The following is an 18206-nucleotide window of genomic DNA, read 5'->3' as shown; positions in this document are numbered from 1 at the left end:
CGGGGAAATCCTCAGAAATAAAAACGGGCTGATTATACAGCCCGTAGATAAAGGTGGAAACGCTGCAGCATTAACCGTTAAAAACGCTGCCCGTGCCAGGGGCCGCTTTCAGCACCCAGACGCGCCCGTAATGGTTGTACCAACCCGCGCGGTGCCCGGCATCCGGGCCAATGCCCTGATAGATATCGAAGTGCTGACCTTTGATCGCCCCCCCAACGTCGAGCGCCACCATCACGCGCAGCTCGTACTGGCCGGTGAACTTCCCGTTATTGTCCAGCAGTGGGACTTCGGTCAGCAGCGTGGTGCCAGCAGGAATGATGGAGCGGTCAGACGCCACGGAGGCACGTCCAATCAACGGTACCGCGCTCGCGCCTTTCACCGGCGCATAGCTTGCGGGTTTAAAGAAGACAAAAGAAGGATTCTGCTCAAGCAGCTCCCGCACTGCCGCTTCGCTATGGGTTTCTCCCCAGTGGCGAATCGCCTGCATCGACATATCTTCTTTCTTCACTTCGCCGCGGTCGATCAACACCTTGCCGATGCTGCGATAAGCGTGGCCGTTTTTACCGGCATAGCCGAAGAAGGTCAAAGGCTGACCATCGCCAAAATCAATGTAGCCGCTGCCCTGCACATCCATGATGAAGTTATCCATCAGAGAGTTGCTGTAGGCCAGCACGTAGCTGTCGCTCAACCCACCGGCGTAGATTTCCGCGCGGGACGGTAGACGCCCACGTTTTGGCGGCATGCGGTAAATAGGGTACTGGAATTCGCCCTGGCGAGTATGACGAGCCTGAATCACTGGGGTGTAGTAGCCGGTAAACTGCACGTTGCCGTAGTTGTCAGCCCCTTCCATCTGCCAGGCATCAAGGCCGAACTGCTTCAGCTGGCGGGTATCGCCCCCGGCACGCAGCCACTGCTGCACGGCATTATAGATATCGCTGCCGTTATTATAGAGGCGGGGAGAAGCAGAACGAATCTGGTTAACCTGCTCGGCATAGTCGCCGCCGTTGATAGGCGCGCCAACCGCATCAGGCTGATTCACCAGTGAGAAAGGCTGGGAGAATTTCCCGTCTTTATATTGCTGACCGCGATCGGTCGGTTTTGATGAACAGGCGGCCAGCATCGCTAACATGGCCCCCGCCGCTGTGTACTTAATCCAACGTCCTTTCATTTACCTTTCGCCCTGCTCGTTGCCTCTGTATGCCTCGCCGAAGATAGCAAACGCGCCGCCAGAATTAAACGAGTTGCACACCCCTCACAGCAAAAACGTCTGTTTTATGGCCACTATGCGGGTTAATTCAACAACTAAGGGGAAATTCAGGTATTTACTCGAAAAAAGGGTTGCATCAAAAAGCGAGCGGAGTATAGTGCGCATCCACGGACGCGGGGTGGAGCAGCTTGGTAGCTCGTCGGGCTCATAACCCGAAGGTCGTCGGTTCAAATCCGGCCCCCGCAACCAATTAAAAGTCGCTGATTTAACAGCGCAATGATGAAAAATCATTAAAAAGAGTAGTATGACGGACGCGGGGTGGAGCAGCCTGGTAGCTCGTCGGGCTCATAACCCGAAGGTCGTCGGTTCAAATCCGGCCCCCGCAACCAACATTGAGAACACCCTTACGGGTGTTTTTTTGTTTCTGCCGTTCATAAAAAATAAGGCAGGTTTATCTCCCGCCTTTATCAGCCATTTTAGCCCCGTCTTGCCAGCCTTGAGCTATCCGAGAAGTACGCCTTAATCCCCGCCAGAATTGACTCCGCAACTTCCTGCTGGAATTTGGCCGTACGCAGCTTGCGCTCTTCTTCAGGGTTACTCAGGAACGCTGTCTCCACCAGAATAGATGGAATATCCGGCGCTTTTAGCACCGCAAACCCGGCCTGATCGACGCTGTTTTTATGCAGCTTGTTCACTTTCCCCAGCCGGTTAAGCACCTCTTTCCCGAACTTCAGGCTGTCGTTAATGGTCAGCGACTGCACCATGTCGAACATCGTGTGGTCGAGATAGCGATCCCCACTTTTGCCCACGCCGCCAATTAAATCCGAGGCGTTCTGCGTTTGCGCCAGGTATTTCGCCGCCGTACTGGTCGCCCCTTTAGTGGACAACGCAAAGACCGACGATCCGCGCGCGGCAGCGGTCGTAAATGCATCCGCATGAATAGAAACAAACAGGTCGGCTCGCTGTTTTTGCGCCTTGGCAACGCGCACTTTCAGCGGGATGAACACATCTTCATTGCGCGTCATGTAGGCCTTCATATTGCCCTCTTTATCGAGCAGGGCCTTCAGCCTGCGCGCAATGCTGAGCACAATATCTTTTTCGCGGGTCTTGTTTGGGCCTATCGCACCGGGGTCTTCGCCGCCGTGGCCTGGATCAAGCATGATGACAATCGGCCGGTCCCGCCCGGCTTTACCCGGCTTCGGCCCTTTTTCCGCCGGCATTTTCTTGTCTAACTGGCCGTTGTTGTAATCTTCCAGTAATGCCAGCAGCGGATCTTGTTCGCTATTCATGTTGGCGGGATAAAGATCCATCACCAGGCGCTCTTTGAATTCGGCGACCGGGGCCAGCGCAAACAAATGCGGGGTCACGTTTTGCTTCAATTCAAAAACCATGCGCACGGTCTTGGGATCAAACTGCCCCACGCGGGCGGATTTAATGAAGGGATCGTCGCCGCGAACCTGGCTGCCAATGCCTTTTAAAACTGAATTTAAATGCGCCCCTTCAATATCCACAACAACCCGCTCCGGGTTGCTGAGCGCAAACTGGCGGTACTTCAGCTGATGGTTAGATTCCAGCGTCACGCGGGTATAAGACGAGGCCGGCCAGACGCGCACGGCGATCACCTGGCTTGAGGCAGCAAAACCGACCTTGCTGACGCTCAACAACCACATGGCTCCGGCACCCTGAAGTAAACGGCGGCGACTCATTAACGAACTGGAATCTGGCATGGCTCCCCTGAGCGATAAAATCACTGAATAGACGAATTTATTTTTTGAGCCAAAAACTTTAGCGAAACACGCGGTTACTGTCATCTATAAAAGGGTAAACGTTCAGAAAAGGAGATAAAAAGTCAGGGAGGAGGAATTTTATCCTGGATGAAAATTGGCGCTTGCACCGAACGCCATAAAAGAATAAAAATACACAAATTACGAATAATCATGCAATGAGGGTGTGCCGTGGTAAAGGAACGCAGAACTGAACTGGTCCAGGGATTCCGCCATTCTGTTCCCTATATTAATGCCCACCGGGGAAAAACGTTTGTCATCATGCTCGGCGGCGAAGCCATTGAACATGAAAACTTTTCCAGCATCGTCAACGATATTGGCCTGCTTCACAGCCTGGGCATTCGCCTGGTCGTGGTGTACGGCGCGCGTCCGCAGATTGACGAAAACCTGGCCGAACACCACCACGAGCCGGTTTACCATAAACACACCCGAGTCACCGACGCAAAAACCCTCGAACTGGTGAAACAGGCTGCAGGGCTGCTTCAGCTCGACATCACCGCGCGACTTTCCATGAGCCTGGGTAATACGCCGCTTCAGGGTGCCCATATCAACGTGGTCAGCGGTAACTTTATCATCGCACAGCCTCTGGGCGTGGATGACGGCGTGGACTACTGCCACAGCGGGCGCGTCCGCCGTATTGATGAAGAAGCCATTCACCGCCAGCTGGACAGCGGCGCGATTGTACTGATGGGGCCAGTCGCGGTTTCCGTGACGGGGGAAAGCTTTAACCTTACCTCCGAAGAAGTGGCCACCCAGCTTGCGGTTAAGCTGAAGGCAGAGAAAATGATTGGGTTCTGCTCCGCTCAGGGCGTGACCGACGACCTGGGGAACGTGATTTCTGAGCTGTTCCCGAACGAGGCTCAGCAGCGTATTGAAGCCCTGGAAAGCACCGGCGACTATCATTCCGGCACAGTGCGCTTCCTGCGCGGAGCGGTGAAGGCCTGCCGCAGCGGCGTGCGCCGCAGCCACCTGCTCAGCTATCAGGAAGATGGTGCCCTGCTGCAGGAACTGTTCTCCCGCGATGGGATCGGCACGCAAATTGTGATGGAAAGCGCAGAGCAGATCCGCCGCGCCACCATCAACGACATCGGCGGTATTCTTGAGCTGATCCGCCCGCTGGAACAGCAAGGGATCCTGGTGCGCCGCTCCCGTGAGCAGCTGGAAATGGAGATCGACAAGTTCACGATTATTCAACGGGATAACCTGACCATCGCCTGCGCTGCGCTTTATCCGTTCCCGGAAGAAAGCATCGGCGAAATGGCCTGCGTCGCGGTGCACCCTGACTACCGTAGTTCGTCCCGGGGCGAAGAGTTGCTGAACCGTATAGCCAACCAGGCGCGGCAGATGGGGCTGAGTAAATTGTTCGTGCTGACCACCCGCAGCATCCACTGGTTCCAGGAGCGGGGCTTCCTGCCGGTGGACGTGGAGCTGCTGCCGGCGAGCAAAAAAGAGATGTACAACTATCAGCGCAAATCAAAAGTGCTGATGGCCGACCTGACCTGAAAAAAAGGAAGGCATAAAGTGTGCCTTCCTTTGTCTTTTATTCTCCAGAGAAAATCGCCATAAGCCCGCTGCGGCGCTCCGTACGCGTGGCTATCGCTTTATTCAACACGCGTTCATCGGCATACAGCGACAGCTGCTTACGGGCTCGCGTGATCGCGGTGTACACCAGCTCACGCGTCACCACCGGCACAAACTGATTCGGCAATACCAACGCGGCGTGGTCAAATTCAGAACCCTGAGATTTATGCACGGTCATGGCGAAGGCCGTATCGTGTGCAGGCAGGCGGCTGGGCTGAACGGATTTTACTGAACCATCCGGCATTGAAAACCAGACGCGAAGCCCTTCCTCACGCTGCAAAGCAATACCTATATCGCCGTTAAACAAGCCAAGCGAGCTATCATTGCGGGCAATCATCATCGGACGCCCGTCGTACCAGCGGGACAGCGCCTGCGAAGGCCGCTGAATCAAACGCGCCTGTACCAGCGCCTGCTCAATACGCTCATTCAGGCCGCTGACGCCGAAAGGTCCTTCACGTAAAGCACACAGCAACTGATAACGGCCAAAGGCATCAATGATCTCAGCAGGCGCGGCTTTCTGACGTACCAGCTGCAAATACTCGCCGTAGCCGCTGACCACGTCGGCAATCATCGCCGTATAATCTTCCGGCTCCAGCAGCGGCTGCAGTGATATGTCCGTAAACCCTTGTCCAAACGCAGCTTTCACCTGCCTGCTATCGCTGGCATTAACGGCAAATGCCAGTTGACCGATACCGGACTGACTGTCGAACCGATAGCTCTTACGCAGCAGGCAAAGCCCGTCACGCAGCGCGCTCGCCCGGGTGCTCTCCCCCACGGGTATCTCACAGCCCGTGAGCCGATTTAATTGCTCCGCACGCTCAGCCGAATACCCGTCGTTCACGTAATGGCAGATATCGCCCAGCACCGCCCCCGCCTCTACGGAAGCCAGTTGATCTCTGTCTCCGAGGAAGATGACGCGGGCCTGCTCCGGTAAAGCATCAATCAGCCGGGACATCATCGGCAGATCTACCATCGACGCCTCATCCACCACCAGCACATCCAGGTGCAGAGGATTCCCGGCATGGTGGCGCAACCGCTGGCTGTTTGGCTGCGCGCCTAAAAGCCGGTGCAGCGTCGAAGCCTCTTCAGGCAGGCGCTTTTTCTGCTCATCGCTGAGTGGCAGCTGGCGCAGCGCACTTCCCAACGATTCCGTCAGGCGTGCGGCCGCCTTGCCCGTAGGCGCCGCAAGCTGAATGCGCACGGGCTGGCCATCGGAAAGCTGAACCAGCGCGCCCAACAGCTTTGCCACCGTTGTGGTTTTACCTGTTCCCGGCCCGCCGGAAATAACTGAGATACGTCGGGTCAACGCCACCGCTGCGGCCACTTTCTGCCAGTCCGTCTGTGGGCTGTTACCAAACAGCGCGTCGAGGATTTCGCGAAGCCGGGTCTCATCCACCGCAACAGGCTGGTTATGTTCACCGAAGAAGGCCGCCACCCGATGCTCGTTGCTCCACATACGGTTGAGGTAAAGGCGGTTATCAATGAGTTTCAGCGGCGTGGGTTCGTCGCCCGAACTGACCGAATGGGAAGCCAGTAATGCGCTGTGCCAGCCCGAAGTAGGCTCCGCCTCGGCAAAAAGCTGAGCCACAAGTTCAGGATGTTTGCCAGCGAAGGCATATTCGGGCCTGATGCGCTCCAGCGGCAGGCAGACATGCCCCTCGCCTGATTCACGGCTCAACAGCGCTGCGGCCAGCATAACGGCGGGCTGCTTATCGTTAGCCACCATCATGGCAAACTGTGAATCCAGCGGCCTGAGAGCTTTCAGCACCACCGCCTGGTTGAGTAGCTGAGACATACTCACTGTGGGATCTCCTCTGCTGCCCCGGCGAACAGCGCATCCATTGCTTCAACCAGTCTGACGTCCGGTCGCGTAGAAAAAATACCCTGCTCGGGCTTACCCTGCTCCACGCCTCGCAGGAACAAATAGATAACCCCACCAAAGTGCTGCTGGTAGTTATACCCGGCCATACGGTGGCTCAGGTAGCGATGCAGCGCCAGCGTGTAGAGCTGGTACTGCAAGTCGTAGCGGTGAGACTGCATCGCCTTCGCCATCGCCTCCTGGGTGTAGGCGCTGCTGTCTTCACCCAGCCAGTTAGATTTATAGTCCAGCAGGTAGTAACGCCCCTGCCAGCGGAACACCAGGTCGATAAACCCTTTCAGCATTCCCTTCACCTGACGGAAGTCCAAAGGCGGGCAGCCAGCAGACAGCGGGTCGTAATGGCGAACCAGACCGTCTAACGCCGGCGCCTGTAGCTCATTGTCGATAGGTAAATAAAATTCCAGCTCCACCTGTCTCTCCTTCGCAGAAAGCAGGTTCAGGGCAACGCCGGTGTCATTGAGCGGCGCAGCAAGCACCTCTTCCAGCCAGCGGCTCACCACCGGCTCCCACTCGCCGCTAAACCCATTGGCAAGCAGGTGTTTTTCTGTCTCTTCAGGCTGTACTGGCTGTGTAAAATCAATCTCTTCGAAAAGGCTGTGTAAGAAAGTACCCGGTGAAGCCCCGCGCGGGAAAGTATGCGGCGTAAGTAACGGCTCACTTTGCTCCGGGGCTTCCCCAACGGCGTCAACGTCCAGGCGTGGCACTAAATCCAGAACCCGACTGTTGCCGTGCTGCTGCAGACCAGAATAACTGGTCACGCGCCAGTTATCGGTGATTCGACGCTTGAGCTGACGGGCGGCAAGCTCGGGCAAAGCATCGGGCCGCGGCTGCCACGGAGTATCGTCCCCGGAAGAGAGTGTTTCAACGTCGATGGCTTCGCTTTTCAGACCATCAAGCGCCTGGCGCAGTCCCTCTGCATCGAGCGCTTCCCCTTTTTGCAGCAAATAGCCCAGCGCACTGAGGTGCAGGTCGCTGTTGCCTTTTTTAGCTCTCGAACCGCGGAACAATGGCGCAACGCCCAAGCTGCAGTGCCAGACGGAGCGGGTCAATGCCACATAGAGCAGACGCAAGTCTTCCGCCAGACGTTCTTCTTCGGCCAGCCCCAGGCTTTCCGCATCGTTGCTCAAATCCAGAAGTGAGGTAAAGGTGGTTCGGTCGTGATAAAGGCCGCTGCTCTGTGGGCGATAGTTGGCCACGAACGGCAGCCAGACCAACGGATACTCCAGCCCTTTGGATTTGTGGATGGTCACCACCTGCACCAAATGTTTATCACTTTCGAGCCTCAACTGCTGACTGGAAGCGTTGCTGTCCGGCTCGGCAATCCTCTGCGCCAGCCAGCGCACCAGCGCATGCTCGCTCTCCATTTCTGCCGAGGCTTCCTGTAACAGTTCGCTGATGTGCAAAATATCGGTCAGCCTGCGCTCTCCTCCCGGCGTGGCCAGCAGGTTTTCAGCTATATTTCTCGCCCCGATTAAGGCTCTTAACATGGGCATCACGCCCCGCTTAAGCCACTGCTCGCGGTAGCCAAAGAATTCGTCAACCAGATTATCCCAGGCCAGTTCGTCGTTGTTCAGAGACTCGATAGCATGGGCATCCAGCCCGAACATGGCTGTCGCAATGGCGCTGCGCATGGCCGTCTCAATTTCAGGCGTCAGTACGGCCTGTAGCACCCACAGCAGCTCACGTGCCTCAACGGTAGCAAACACCGAATCGCGGTTAGAGAGATACACCGAAGGAATATTTAGCGCGCCCAGCGCATCACGTACGATGGCCGCTTCTCCGCGGCTACGAACCAGAATCGTCATATCCGATGCCCTGAGCGGCCGGGCGTCATCCCCCTGCCAAAGCAGCGCATCCCCCCGTTGCCCGGCGGTGAGCCAGTCTCGAATTTGCCGTGCACACTGCGATGCCATCGCTTGTTGGTAATCACTTACACCGACGCCATCCCCCGGCTGGAGCCACATTTTCACCGCCGACTGGCTTTCACCCTGGACCGTGAACCGTAGCCCACCGTTGCGGGGCGCTGATTTAACCGGCAGGAACGGGATCTGGCGGAATAAGAACGGATTCTCAACCTGCTGGAACAGCGTGTTTACGCCGTGGATCATCGAGGGTGACGAGCGCCAGTTAGTGTCCAGTGTGTAGTGGGCACTAACTTCCTGACGCGCCTTCATGTAGGTAAAAATATCGGCGCCGCGGAAAGCGTAAATAGCCTGCTTAGGGTCACCAATCAGCAACAGCGCGGTGCCCTGCTGCTTGATATACAGGCGGCGGAAGATACGGTACTGCTGCGGGTCGGTATCCTGGAACTCATCGATCATCGCCACCGGGAAACGGCTGCGGATCGCCGTCGCTAAAGCGTCGCCGCCGGGCTGATGCAGAGATTCATCGAGCCGACTCAGCATATCGTCAAAGCCCAGTTCGCCGCGGCGGCGCTTCTCCTGTTGAACAATATAGCGAATTTCCGCCATGGCTCTGGCAATCACCAGGTCACGCAGCGTTAGCGGCTCTGCAAGCAATGCGTCGATGGCGGTGAACAGGCGGTGCCGGGGCACTTCGCCTTTTTTGGTTTTCTCTTCAAGCGTGCTTTGCGCAAACTTCGCCAGCGCCTCAGGGAGCTGATAACTGGTGGTTTCCAGCTGCGCCCACTGGCCAACAATTTCCAGCCAGTTTGGCAAATGTTTACTGCTGTAGCTGCGTTTATCCACGCCAGAATCGCTAATCAGGCTTGCCAGCTCACCCGCGGCTGCTCTCCATTGAACTTTGACCCCGTCGATAGCGGCGATTATTTTTTCATGGCGAGCCAGCAGCGTTTCATCATCCGCCGGGGGCTGTTTCAACTGGGGCTGTTCACCCTGAAGCCAGCTATTGATATCCCTTAAAAGCGCTTCCGGCCCCGACCACTCCTCACTCATCGCCTGCGCCACAGGTTTTGGCAGCGGGTAGCAGTGACGCCGCCAGAAATCAGCACAGGCGTGACGGCGCAGCAAGGATTCATCCTCGAGTAGCTGCTGCTCGAACAGCATCCCGGACTCAAAAGCGTTGAGGCTGAGCATCCGCTGGCAAAAGCCGTGGATCGTGAAGATAGCGGCCTCATCCATCTGCTGTTCGGCTAACAGCAGGGTGCGGGCAGCGAGCTGCTTGTTGGTAATCTGGGCAAGTAAGTTTTGTATCAGTGGATTTTTGGTGCGGTTACGAATACAGGCAATGCGCAATTCGTGGATATTCGCCCGAATACGGCCACGCAGTTCTTCGGTGGCCGCTTCGGTGAAAGTCACCACCAGCAGTTCTTCAACCCCCAGCGGACGGGGGAAAGCATTCTCTCCCCCTAAGCCCAGCAGCAGCCGCAAATAAAGTGCGGCAATGGTAAAGGTCTTACCGGTCCCCGCGGAAGCTTCTATCAACCGTTCGCCGAACAGCGGCAAACTTAAAGGATCAAGGGGCTGCGCAGTTACATCGGTCATTATTTCTCGCTTACTAGTGGTAACGCCTGCTGCAGACTGCGTGCCCCCTCCCAGGTTTTCCACCCTTTTGGAGCTGCATACTCTGCTTTGCCGTTATGGCTGCCGGAAATCTGTGACAACACCGCCATTCCCTGGGGAGCTATCACCGCCTGATGGAAGAAATCAGCCAGCTTCTGCGGCGTTAATTTCTTAATTTCGGCTATCACTTTATCACGGGAATCAAACGCCATGTTTCGGCGGTCGAAATCTTTGCTAAGCTGCGCCGCTTCTTCCGCAAGCGTTTGAGGCGCCTGCTGCATCTGGGCAATCATCCCCTGCTGGATTTGGGCAAACTCGGCGTCGCTCATGCCGCGCAGCTTTTTCTCGATAACCGGATAAAACGCTTTAAACCGCTCATACAGGTAAGCTGGCTGCTTATCGCTGCTCTGAAGCAGGAACCCCACTCCCCACTGGCGACCAATGGACATAGGGAAAGCAAACACCGCATAGCCAAGCTGCTCTTGTGTACGCAATTGATTATAGAACCAGGGCTGAATGATTTGCCCCAGCATTGAGCCATAGGCCGTGCTGGTGGCTTCGTTATAGCCTTTGGGTACATAAACCGCCGCCAGCGCCGAGTCGGTGCTGCTTCCGGCTTTTTCAAACATCGACAGATGCTGCTTATTAATCAGCACATCGTCATTCCGGCACCATTCTCCCCCCTTCGGAGCCAGCTGGGCTTTGACGTTTTCCGCCAGCTGTTTGGTCTGCTCTGGAGACATGTTGCCAATGACCATAAACTCAGGCCGGGAGTTGGTTTTCAACCGCTCACGATAATCCAGCACGTCCTTAAGCGTCAGCTCCGGCAGCAACGCCCGACGGGTACTACGCTCAAAATAAGGCACCTGCGAAACCATCTGCACCGGCGCAATCGCCTGCTCGAAGGCTTTGCCTTTGTCCGCCGAATCCATCATCTGGGCATACCAGGACTTGGCCTGATCCAGCTGTTCCTGCGTTGGGGTATAGCTGAAATAGCCCTTCAGCAGCGCTTCAAACAGCTGCGGCAGGCGCTGCGTATAGCCGTTGGCGTTAATCATCAGCCCGCTATTGGCGTTAGATGAGAAACTGATGCCGCCAACCGACGCCTGATTGCTGAGTTCATCCAGCGCAATGCCCGCAAGGTAATCATTGATAGCAAACAGCACCTGATTCTTCGCGCTGTTCATCACCTGTGGATTACGCAGCACAAGCGTCACGTCCGCTTTTGGCTCGTTGCCAAAATAGCGACTCGGCATATACACCACCCGCAGATCCGGCTCGTGGATCAGCAGCTCAGGATGGTCGTACTGCTTCTGTGGCTTATAAAGCGTGAAGTCATCGGGAATGTAAGGATTCAGCTGAGGCAGCTCAAGCTTGATAGCATCTGCCTTCTGCTGCCAGTCGGCATAGGTCTGCGCAGGAATTTTGTCAACTTCGTAAGGCGCATCAACGAAATAAGCCGTTTTATTGTGTGGCTCCTGCGGGCTGACATACCACACGCGGGCATTTTGCGGCGTCATCATATCCAGACGCGCTTTAATCGCGTCAGGATCGTACTGGTCAGCGATATTTGCGGAATCTAACGTATGGGTGACCGGGACGCGCAGCATGGTATCCGCCAGCCATTCGATATAGTCCATATCACGGGTGATGGACGGGTAACGGAAGTCGAGATCCAGCACGTGTGCAAGCTCGTCAAAGTAACGTTTATCGATACCTTTGGCGCGCAACTGATCGAGATAGCTGAATATCGCCGCAACCACCTGGTCACGATTGGCCAGGCCTTTATCCGTCAGGGAGACGGAGATGGCGAAAACACCGCTGTTACCGGCCACCATCGAGTCAGAATCCGCGCGAATGCTCTCCGCAAGCCCCTGCTTTTGCAGCCAATCCGACAGCGTATCGTGGCTACGGTTGCCGATCAGGTACCCAATCAGCTCATCGGTTTTGCTGCGGAATTTATCGCTATTGTTATCAATGCGAAACTCAACGCGAACCACCTTGCGCGGCATGACCGGCACATAGTGGATGAAGATCCCTTTTTGCGCGTCAGTCACCACCGGTACATCGATAACCGGCTTTTCGATATTTTTGTCAGGAACGCGGCCGTAAGTTTCAGCGGCAATCTTCGCCAGTTCAGGCAAAGGCTTGTTGCTGTAGATAACGGCTTTCATCAGGTTTGCCGAGTAGTACTTATTTCTGAATGCCACCAGCGCGTCGAGCAACTTGCTACCGGGTTTGTCACGCAGGGTTTCAAGGTTGCCGCCGGAGAAACGCGCCGCCGGGTGTAAAGGGTTGATGGTTTCAGCGCTAACCTGTGCCATGCGCATCCCGTCACGCGCACGGGCCATCGTCAACTCGGCGTTTACCGCGTTACGTTCACGCTCGGCATATTGTGCCGCGAGGTTAGGTTCAGCAATGGCGTCGGCCAGGCGGTCTACGGCACCGTCGAGCGCATCGTTTTCTACTTCAAGATAAAATGCGGTTCGATAGGTGGCGGTACTGGCATTGTGGCTGCCGCCATGTTTTTTGAGGAATTCAGACAGGCTATCCGGGTCCGGATATTTTTTGGACCCCATCAGCGTCATATGTTCCAGAAAATGGGCAAGCCCAAGGTGAGCATCTGGATCTTCCAGTGAGCCAACCGGCACCACCAGCGCTGACAGCGACTTCACCGCCTGCGGATCGGAAACCAGCAGCACGGTCATACCGTTATCTAAACGAATAGCCTGATACTGACGAGGATCTTTTTCACTTTTACGGATGGTGTCCTGAATCGGTTGCCATCCGTTATCTGCCTGACTGCAGGGTGCCCAAAGAGCAACGAACAAGAAAAGCGCGGTAAACCAGGTGCTGCATTTAGGCATTCACAAACCTCGTCTTCACTAACTTACTCATCATTAACAACTTTTCGAAGCTATCCGTCGAACGCCGTTGTTATACTTCGCCAGCCCTGAGCAAGAAATCGCATCATAATTGAACTCACCGGGCTGTGCAATTTTTATACAATCCTTGTTCAGGATTGGTTGAATCTGAACAGAGGCAGCAGGTAGCGCTCGGCCTCTGCGATAATCGCTTCGTAATACTCGGCATCAAGGGTACGGTACAAACGTTGCAGCCAAATATCAGCCCCTTCCCCTTCCACCATATGGTTTCCTTCCCAGGCAGCAAGCAGCTTAGTCCGGGCTTTCTGCTGCGTCTCCTCATCCCATAAAATGGCATCATTTTGTGGGTCATAACAGGTTTTTATCCACGCGCCACCGCTGTTATGCAGCAGCAGCAATGGCTGACGGAGACCTTCTTTATAACCCTCAATCAGTTGCAACAACCAGGCTTTAGCTTCGTCCTGTGCCATATGAGGGAAACGCCACTGTGAATCTTTGCGCCCGAACATTCGGCTTTCGCCCGAATAGCCGCTCGCACAGTAAACCAAATGTTCAATCCACAGCTGCATGCCATGAGCCACATTCAGCACCGAAGGGCGCCAGCGCAGCAAACCATCAGCCTGTACGTCCGACAGCCAGCCCGTCACTCTGGTTCCGTCTATGTGAAGATCCACTTCACAGCTTTCCCCTTTTTGCCGTTCGGCCAGCACTTTTTCAGCCAGCATTTGCATTTCATTCCGCTGGTTTTCCCACAAGATTTCACCGAAGGCCCCGTAAGGTAAAACGCCAGCTGCCCGGTAACGCACAAACAGCTGGTGCGGATCATCTTGCTGAACCAGAGCATTAAGCAGGTGCTGGTTTAACTGAAAACGATCGAGTACATCGAGGGTAAAAGGCTCTTCATCCGGCAATTCGGTATCTTCCAGGCGGAAGTTAATGCCGAGACGCATTTGGAAAAATGCCCGCACCGGGTGCCGCCAAAAGCGCTGGAGCTGCTCAAGGGAGATGTCGCCCCAGGGATCCGCAATCAAAGGCTGAATAAAGTGGGCATGCGCTACGCCGCTGCCGCTTGCCGCTGGCAGCCACTCCTGAGCAAAGCTTTGCCCATCGCCTCCGGCAAGGTAGTTGGTGCTGTCAAAAGGTGTTCGGGCATGAAGCGTGACCAGATGCTTTCTCACATGCTCACTGCTGTCATCTGCATTACATTCAGCATCTCCGGGGAGGTAGTGACTGCGAGCGATATAATCCAGCAGTTCTTCCACCAGCACCGACGGGTAACGCCTGCTGTTGTCCTGAATCGAACGGCCGATATAGCTGATGTACAGCCGCTGCTGGGCCGAAATAAGCGCTTCCAGGAACAGATAGCGGTCATCGTCTCGGCGGCTGCGGTCCCCGCGCTGCGGGTGCTGGCTCATCAGGTCAAAGCCCAATGGCGCAAGCGCTCGCGGATAGACACCGTCATTCATGCCCAGCAAACAAACGACCTTAAAGGGAATGGCGCGCATTGGCATCAGGGTACAGAAGTTTACCGGCCCGGCGAGGAAGCGCTGGCTGATGCGCTCCTGGTCAAGACGCTGGGCCAGTTCATCACGCAGCAAGGTTAATGACACGGGCTGCTGGTAGGCTGCATCAGTGCCTTTTTCAATCATCTCCTGCCACTGCTGCTCAATCAGCGCCAGTGCGGCTTCTGTTTCACCATCAGGCAGGAAGAAGCTGTTCAGCATGTCCCTGCATAGCGGCAACCATTCGTCTAAAGGGCGCTCCTGAGTTAACAGCTGACGCCAGCGGTTCAGCTGCATCAGCAACTCCGCAAGTTGCCCCACCAGTTCGGCAATCAGGCCGCTGGACTCATCATAGGGCAGCACAGAATCCCAGACCCCAGCCTGGCTTTCCATCGCATAGCCAAGCAGCATCCGGGTCAGGCCAAACCGCCACGTATGCTGCCCGGTCGCAGGCAGATCCAGTTCACGAACGTTGTCATCATCAATGCCCCAACGTACACCTGATTCATTTACCCATTTACGCAGATAGCGCAGCCCTTCTTCATCAATAGAGAAACGCGCCGCCAGGGCAGGCACTTCCAACAATGAAAGCACATCTTCTGCTGCGAAACGGCTTTCCGGCAAGCCAAGCAGTAAAATGAACGCCTGCAGGGCCGGGTGAGCCTGGCGCGCCCGACGGTCAGAAATGGCAAACGGCAGCCAACGCTCATCCTTCGCGCTACCAAATACCGCCTGGATAAACGGACTGTAGCTATCAATATCCGCAACCATCACGATGATATCACGCGGGGTAAGTTCTGGATCGGCCTCCAGCATCGCCAGCAGTTGATCGTGCAGCACTTCAACTTCTCGCTGCGGGCTATGGCACTCATGGAATGTCAAAGAACGATCGTTAAGATCCAGCAGCCGTTTACCGTCACTGTGTTCATACTCCTCAGCCGTCAGCCCCAGCACCTGCGAATCTTTCAGCTCCAACAGGTCATTTTGCAGGCCGTGGAGAAGGTTATCGGGTTCTAAATCGACAAAAACATCGATCTCTTCAAAACGCTCCAGCTCGGAAAGCAAAAACGCGTAGTCGCGCCCTAATTTCCCCCAAGAGGCCAGCAAGGAATTCCCCACATCCTGCTCACCAAGCTCATTGAACAACGAAGAGGCATTGTCGTTGTCCTTAAACAAGGTCTGCTCTTGTTCTGTCTGATGCCGACGACGACGGCGGCTGACAAGACGAGCAAGGAACGCGGGATCTTTAATATCCCCCCAGTAGTAGCGGCAGGGGTTGGTAAATAGCACATGGACGTCGATATGCTTACCCAGCGCCTGCAGAGCCTGGAGGTACACCGGTGGCAGAGCGGAAATCCCACAAATAAAGACGCGAGATGGGAGCCCCGTCGGGCAAACCTCGCTTTTCTCAAGAGCGCTAATAAAGCGCTGGTAGAGATTGGCTCGATGCCATTCTGGCTGCCCCAGCTCAGCGGTGTAGCGCACCAGTTCCGCCCAGAGCGGAGCCTGCCAGAGCTGAGACTCTCCCACGCCTTCGACAAGCTCGCCCTTCTCCCAGCGGCTTAGCCAGCCGGGACGATAGACAAGATACTGGTCATAAAGGTCGGCAATCCGGGAAGAAAGCTGAAACAGCTTACGGCTGCTGTCGTCTACCTGCAGATAGTGGCCAAGCATCTTGAACTCTGGCTTGTGGAGCATATTGGGGATAAGCGTCATCAGCTTCCAGCTCATGCTCTGCTTGTTGAAAGCGCTCACTTCCGGGATATCGGGCAATACCTTCACGAACATGTCCCAGATAAAGCTGGCGGGCAGCGGAAACTCGATGTTCGCCGCAATACCAAACTTCTGTGCCAGCGTCATTTGCAGCCACTGCGCCATCCCGGTGCTTTGCACCAGCACCACTTCCGGCTCAAAAGGATCCGGCAATGGCTGGTGCTCCACAATGAACTCCATAATGGCTTCCAGCACATCAAGGCGGTTGGAATGGTAGACACGCAACATGAAATCGCTACTCCTGACGTTGTTCTGACCGTGGGCAATCGAGCCTCAAAAGCTGCGCTATCCGGCCCTCTGGACTTGTTACAGTAACGTCGATGCTGACACATCCCAAAGACGATGTCTGCTGTTGATGCACATTCCATGCATCTGAAAGTGGAGGAACTTCTGGCTCGGTCTGCTCACGCGCGACTCGCCACAGCTGCCTTAGCTGCCATTGGCTGGTGAAACCCTGCTGCAATACACCGTGGTACCCCAGCAATGCGGTCATCACTATCGCAAACAGCGCCAGGGCACATAGCACCTCCGGGAGGCTGAACCCATGCTGCCGGGAAACTATCGAGGCAGTTTGCATAAGTCATCGTCCAGTAAAGGGCAAAAATCCAGCCAGCCCTGCGCGGAGGCCACTAATTTATTCCCCTGAAGTCCCCCCCAGCGCCACAATGTGAACGGTAGCGTGGGCCCGGCAACAGAACCGGAAGCAGCCAGTAAGGCCTCACCTTTATCGGTTAGATGCAGGCAGGCGTGCCACTGATTACGCGACTCAAACTGACATTGCCAGCTTCTCTGGGGTTGCCAGCTTTGTTTTTCCCCCCATGCCAGCGCAGATCTTGCAGCCGTCTGATTTTTAATAAACTGAATTTCGGCGGCAACCTCAAAGCGCTGGGCGCTAAGTTGCCGGGAAAGCCCACTCAGCATCAGAGAACCAACTGCAAGCAGCATCAATACCATCAGCAAAGAGGTGCTCCCTTTCTCTTGCTTGCCGCTCATGAATTTTCTCCACTCACCGTGTAGCTAAGCTCCACAGGACGCCCACCTTGCTTCAGATATGCAGCAAGACTCACGAGGAATAAAGGCCTGCCGGTTTTGCGATTCAGGCGAACCACGGAAAAATGCTGCACCACCAATTGCGTCGGGTCAGACATTCTTTCCCAGCCGGTACCTTCACAATGCTCTACGCCCTTTTGAGTCTCCAGGCTGCCGTTACGCAAGCGATAGCCCGTCTGTTCATTTTGACTACCAGGGGTCGTGTCCCACCGGCCATTACCGTTGGCATCCCACTGCAATACCACGCAGTTTCCGTTGTTCATAAGCTTTACAGCCTCCCCCTGACACTTCCCTCGGCAATAACCCGCACGCTGTAAATTTTTTCCAACGGTGAACGCCATTTGCCAAAGCGCTTCCTGCTGAGCAACGTAGCTGTACTGGCGTAAAACCTCGCCCTGCAAAGCGGGGAAAAGCCTTGAAGTGCCTAGCAGCAGCACGCTGCTCAAGGCCATCGCAATAAGCGTTTCGAGTAACGTAAACCCTCTCTGAGCGCTCAACATGACTTGTCTCCGGACATTTCGCACAGCCGGATGCGCCCCCAAACCGAGAGCGTCACTTTCCAGCGCCCGACCTGACTTTTCACAATAAGGTGGCCTGGCCAGGCTGTGTTGCGAATACCGTAGAAACCTAACCCGGCAGTCATATCCTCCACGACGATATCGTCAAACTCGGGGGTAAACGTCAGATTTGAGTTTCCCGAACAGTTTTCTTCAGCGGCACGGCTTGTCAGGCACCAGCTTTTCCCCAATTGATGCAGCGCCAAAAGATGGGTTTGGTTGTGCCAGTTGGCATCATTTCTTAGCCGCGAGAGAAAGTGACTCAGTTGCTGAGCCGTTTGCCGCAACTGCACTCTCTGCTGCCACTCGTGCCAGCCGTGAAGCCCACCAGCGCTGAGTACGGCAACAATGGCTATCACCACCATCACCTCAATAATGCTAAAACCACGTTGGTTGATTTTCATGGGAGGAGTGTGGGCCACAGAGGTTGAATCAGCCAGTTCGCAAATCAGATGATGCGACACATATCGGAAGATAATTAAGGCGTTACGGAGAGTTGTATACGC

Annotated in this window: 11 protein-coding genes and 2 tRNA genes; 3 read left to right on the top strand and 10 right to left on the bottom strand. The window is 55.4% G+C overall.

Translation table 11 applies throughout. From position 1 onward, the window contains the following. Positions 1–70 precede the first annotated feature (70 nt). Positions 71–1168, bottom strand: coding sequence for a murein transglycosylase A (gene mltA / locus ACREYP_RS03565; protein ID WP_008458439.1), 1098 nt, complete (start codon positions 1166–1168; stop codon positions 71–73). Positions 1169–1379: 211 nt separating this feature from the next. Between mltA and ACREYP_RS03560 the strand changes: the two genes are divergently transcribed. Together ACREYP_RS03560 and ACREYP_RS03555 are read left to right on the top strand one after the other, a co-directional pair. Next, a tRNA-Met gene (locus ACREYP_RS03560) sits at positions 1380–1456 on the top strand. A 63-nt stretch (positions 1457–1519) separates the two neighbouring features. Beyond that, positions 1520–1596, top strand: a tRNA-Met gene (locus ACREYP_RS03555). Between the two features lie 87 nt (positions 1597–1683). On the opposite strand, the gene amiC is transcribed toward ACREYP_RS03555, so the two are convergent. Further along, positions 1684–2934 (bottom strand): N-acetylmuramoyl-L-alanine amidase AmiC, encoded by a 1251-nt coding sequence (amiC, locus tag ACREYP_RS03550; protein WP_166878320.1) that lies wholly within the window; start codon positions 2932–2934, stop codon positions 1684–1686. Between the two features lie 228 nt (positions 2935–3162). On the opposite strand from amiC, the gene argA reads away from it, so the two are divergent. Continuing rightward, positions 3163–4494, top strand: coding sequence for an amino-acid N-acetyltransferase (gene argA, locus ACREYP_RS03545; protein WP_008458442.1), 1332 nt, complete (start codon positions 3163–3165; stop codon positions 4492–4494). 37 nt (positions 4495–4531) lie between these two features. Here the strand turns inward: argA and recD are convergent, their stop codons facing one another. The 8 genes from recD to ACREYP_RS03505 all read right to left on the bottom strand — a co-directional run bounded on the left by recD (position 4532) and on the right by ACREYP_RS03505 (position 18104). Beyond that, positions 4532–6373 carry an exodeoxyribonuclease V subunit alpha gene (gene recD / locus ACREYP_RS03540; RefSeq protein WP_336819619.1) on the bottom strand — a complete coding sequence of 614 codons (1842 nt, stop codon included), beginning with the start codon at positions 6371–6373 and terminating at the stop codon, positions 4532–4534. Continuing rightward, on the bottom strand, positions 6370–9915 hold the full coding sequence (gene recB, locus ACREYP_RS03535; RefSeq protein WP_498881101.1) for an exodeoxyribonuclease V subunit beta: 3546 nt from the start codon (positions 9913–9915) through the stop codon (positions 6370–6372). The genes recD and recB overlap by 4 nt, the downstream gene beginning before the upstream one ends. Then, complete coding sequence (gene ptrA / locus ACREYP_RS03530; RefSeq protein WP_336819623.1) at positions 9915–12800, bottom strand: pitrilysin; 2886 nt, start codon at positions 12798–12800, stop codon at positions 9915–9917. The genes recB and ptrA overlap by 1 nt, the downstream gene beginning before the upstream one ends. 149 nt (positions 12801–12949) lie before the next feature. Continuing rightward, positions 12950–16321, bottom strand: a complete 3372-nt coding sequence (gene recC / locus ACREYP_RS03525) for an exodeoxyribonuclease V subunit gamma (RefSeq protein WP_336819625.1) — start codon at positions 16319–16321, stop codon at positions 12950–12952. A 7-nt stretch (positions 16322–16328) separates the two neighbouring features. Then, positions 16329–16670 carry a prepilin-type N-terminal cleavage/methylation domain-containing protein gene (locus ACREYP_RS03520; RefSeq protein WP_336819626.1) on the bottom strand — a complete coding sequence of 114 codons (342 nt, stop codon included), beginning with the start codon at positions 16668–16670 and terminating at the stop codon, positions 16329–16331. After that, positions 16652–17086 (bottom strand): DUF2509 family protein, encoded by a 435-nt coding sequence (locus ACREYP_RS03515; RefSeq protein ID WP_336819628.1) that lies wholly within the window; start codon positions 17084–17086, stop codon positions 16652–16654. The genes ACREYP_RS03520 and ACREYP_RS03515 overlap by 19 nt, the downstream gene beginning before the upstream one ends. Continuing rightward, complete coding sequence (locus ACREYP_RS03510) at positions 17083–17643, bottom strand: prepilin peptidase-dependent protein (protein ID WP_166995924.1); 561 nt, start codon at positions 17641–17643, stop codon at positions 17083–17085. Before ACREYP_RS03510 ends, ACREYP_RS03515 begins: the two co-directional genes overlap by 4 nt. After that, positions 17637–18104 carry a prepilin peptidase-dependent protein gene (locus tag ACREYP_RS03505; RefSeq protein ID WP_008458457.1) on the bottom strand — a complete coding sequence of 156 codons (468 nt, stop codon included), beginning with the start codon at positions 18102–18104 and terminating at the stop codon, positions 17637–17639. Before ACREYP_RS03505 ends, ACREYP_RS03510 begins: the two co-directional genes overlap by 7 nt. Between the last annotated feature and the right edge of the window lie 102 nt (positions 18105–18206).

Source organism: Enterobacter sp. TMH.L2 (genome assembly GCF_050847315.1).
In the GTDB taxonomy this organism is placed as follows: Bacteria; Pseudomonadota; Gammaproteobacteria; order Enterobacterales; family Enterobacteriaceae; genus Cedecea.
The sequence above is the reverse complement of the archived record's forward strand: the minus strand, read 5'-3'. Positions and strand labels throughout refer to the sequence as shown.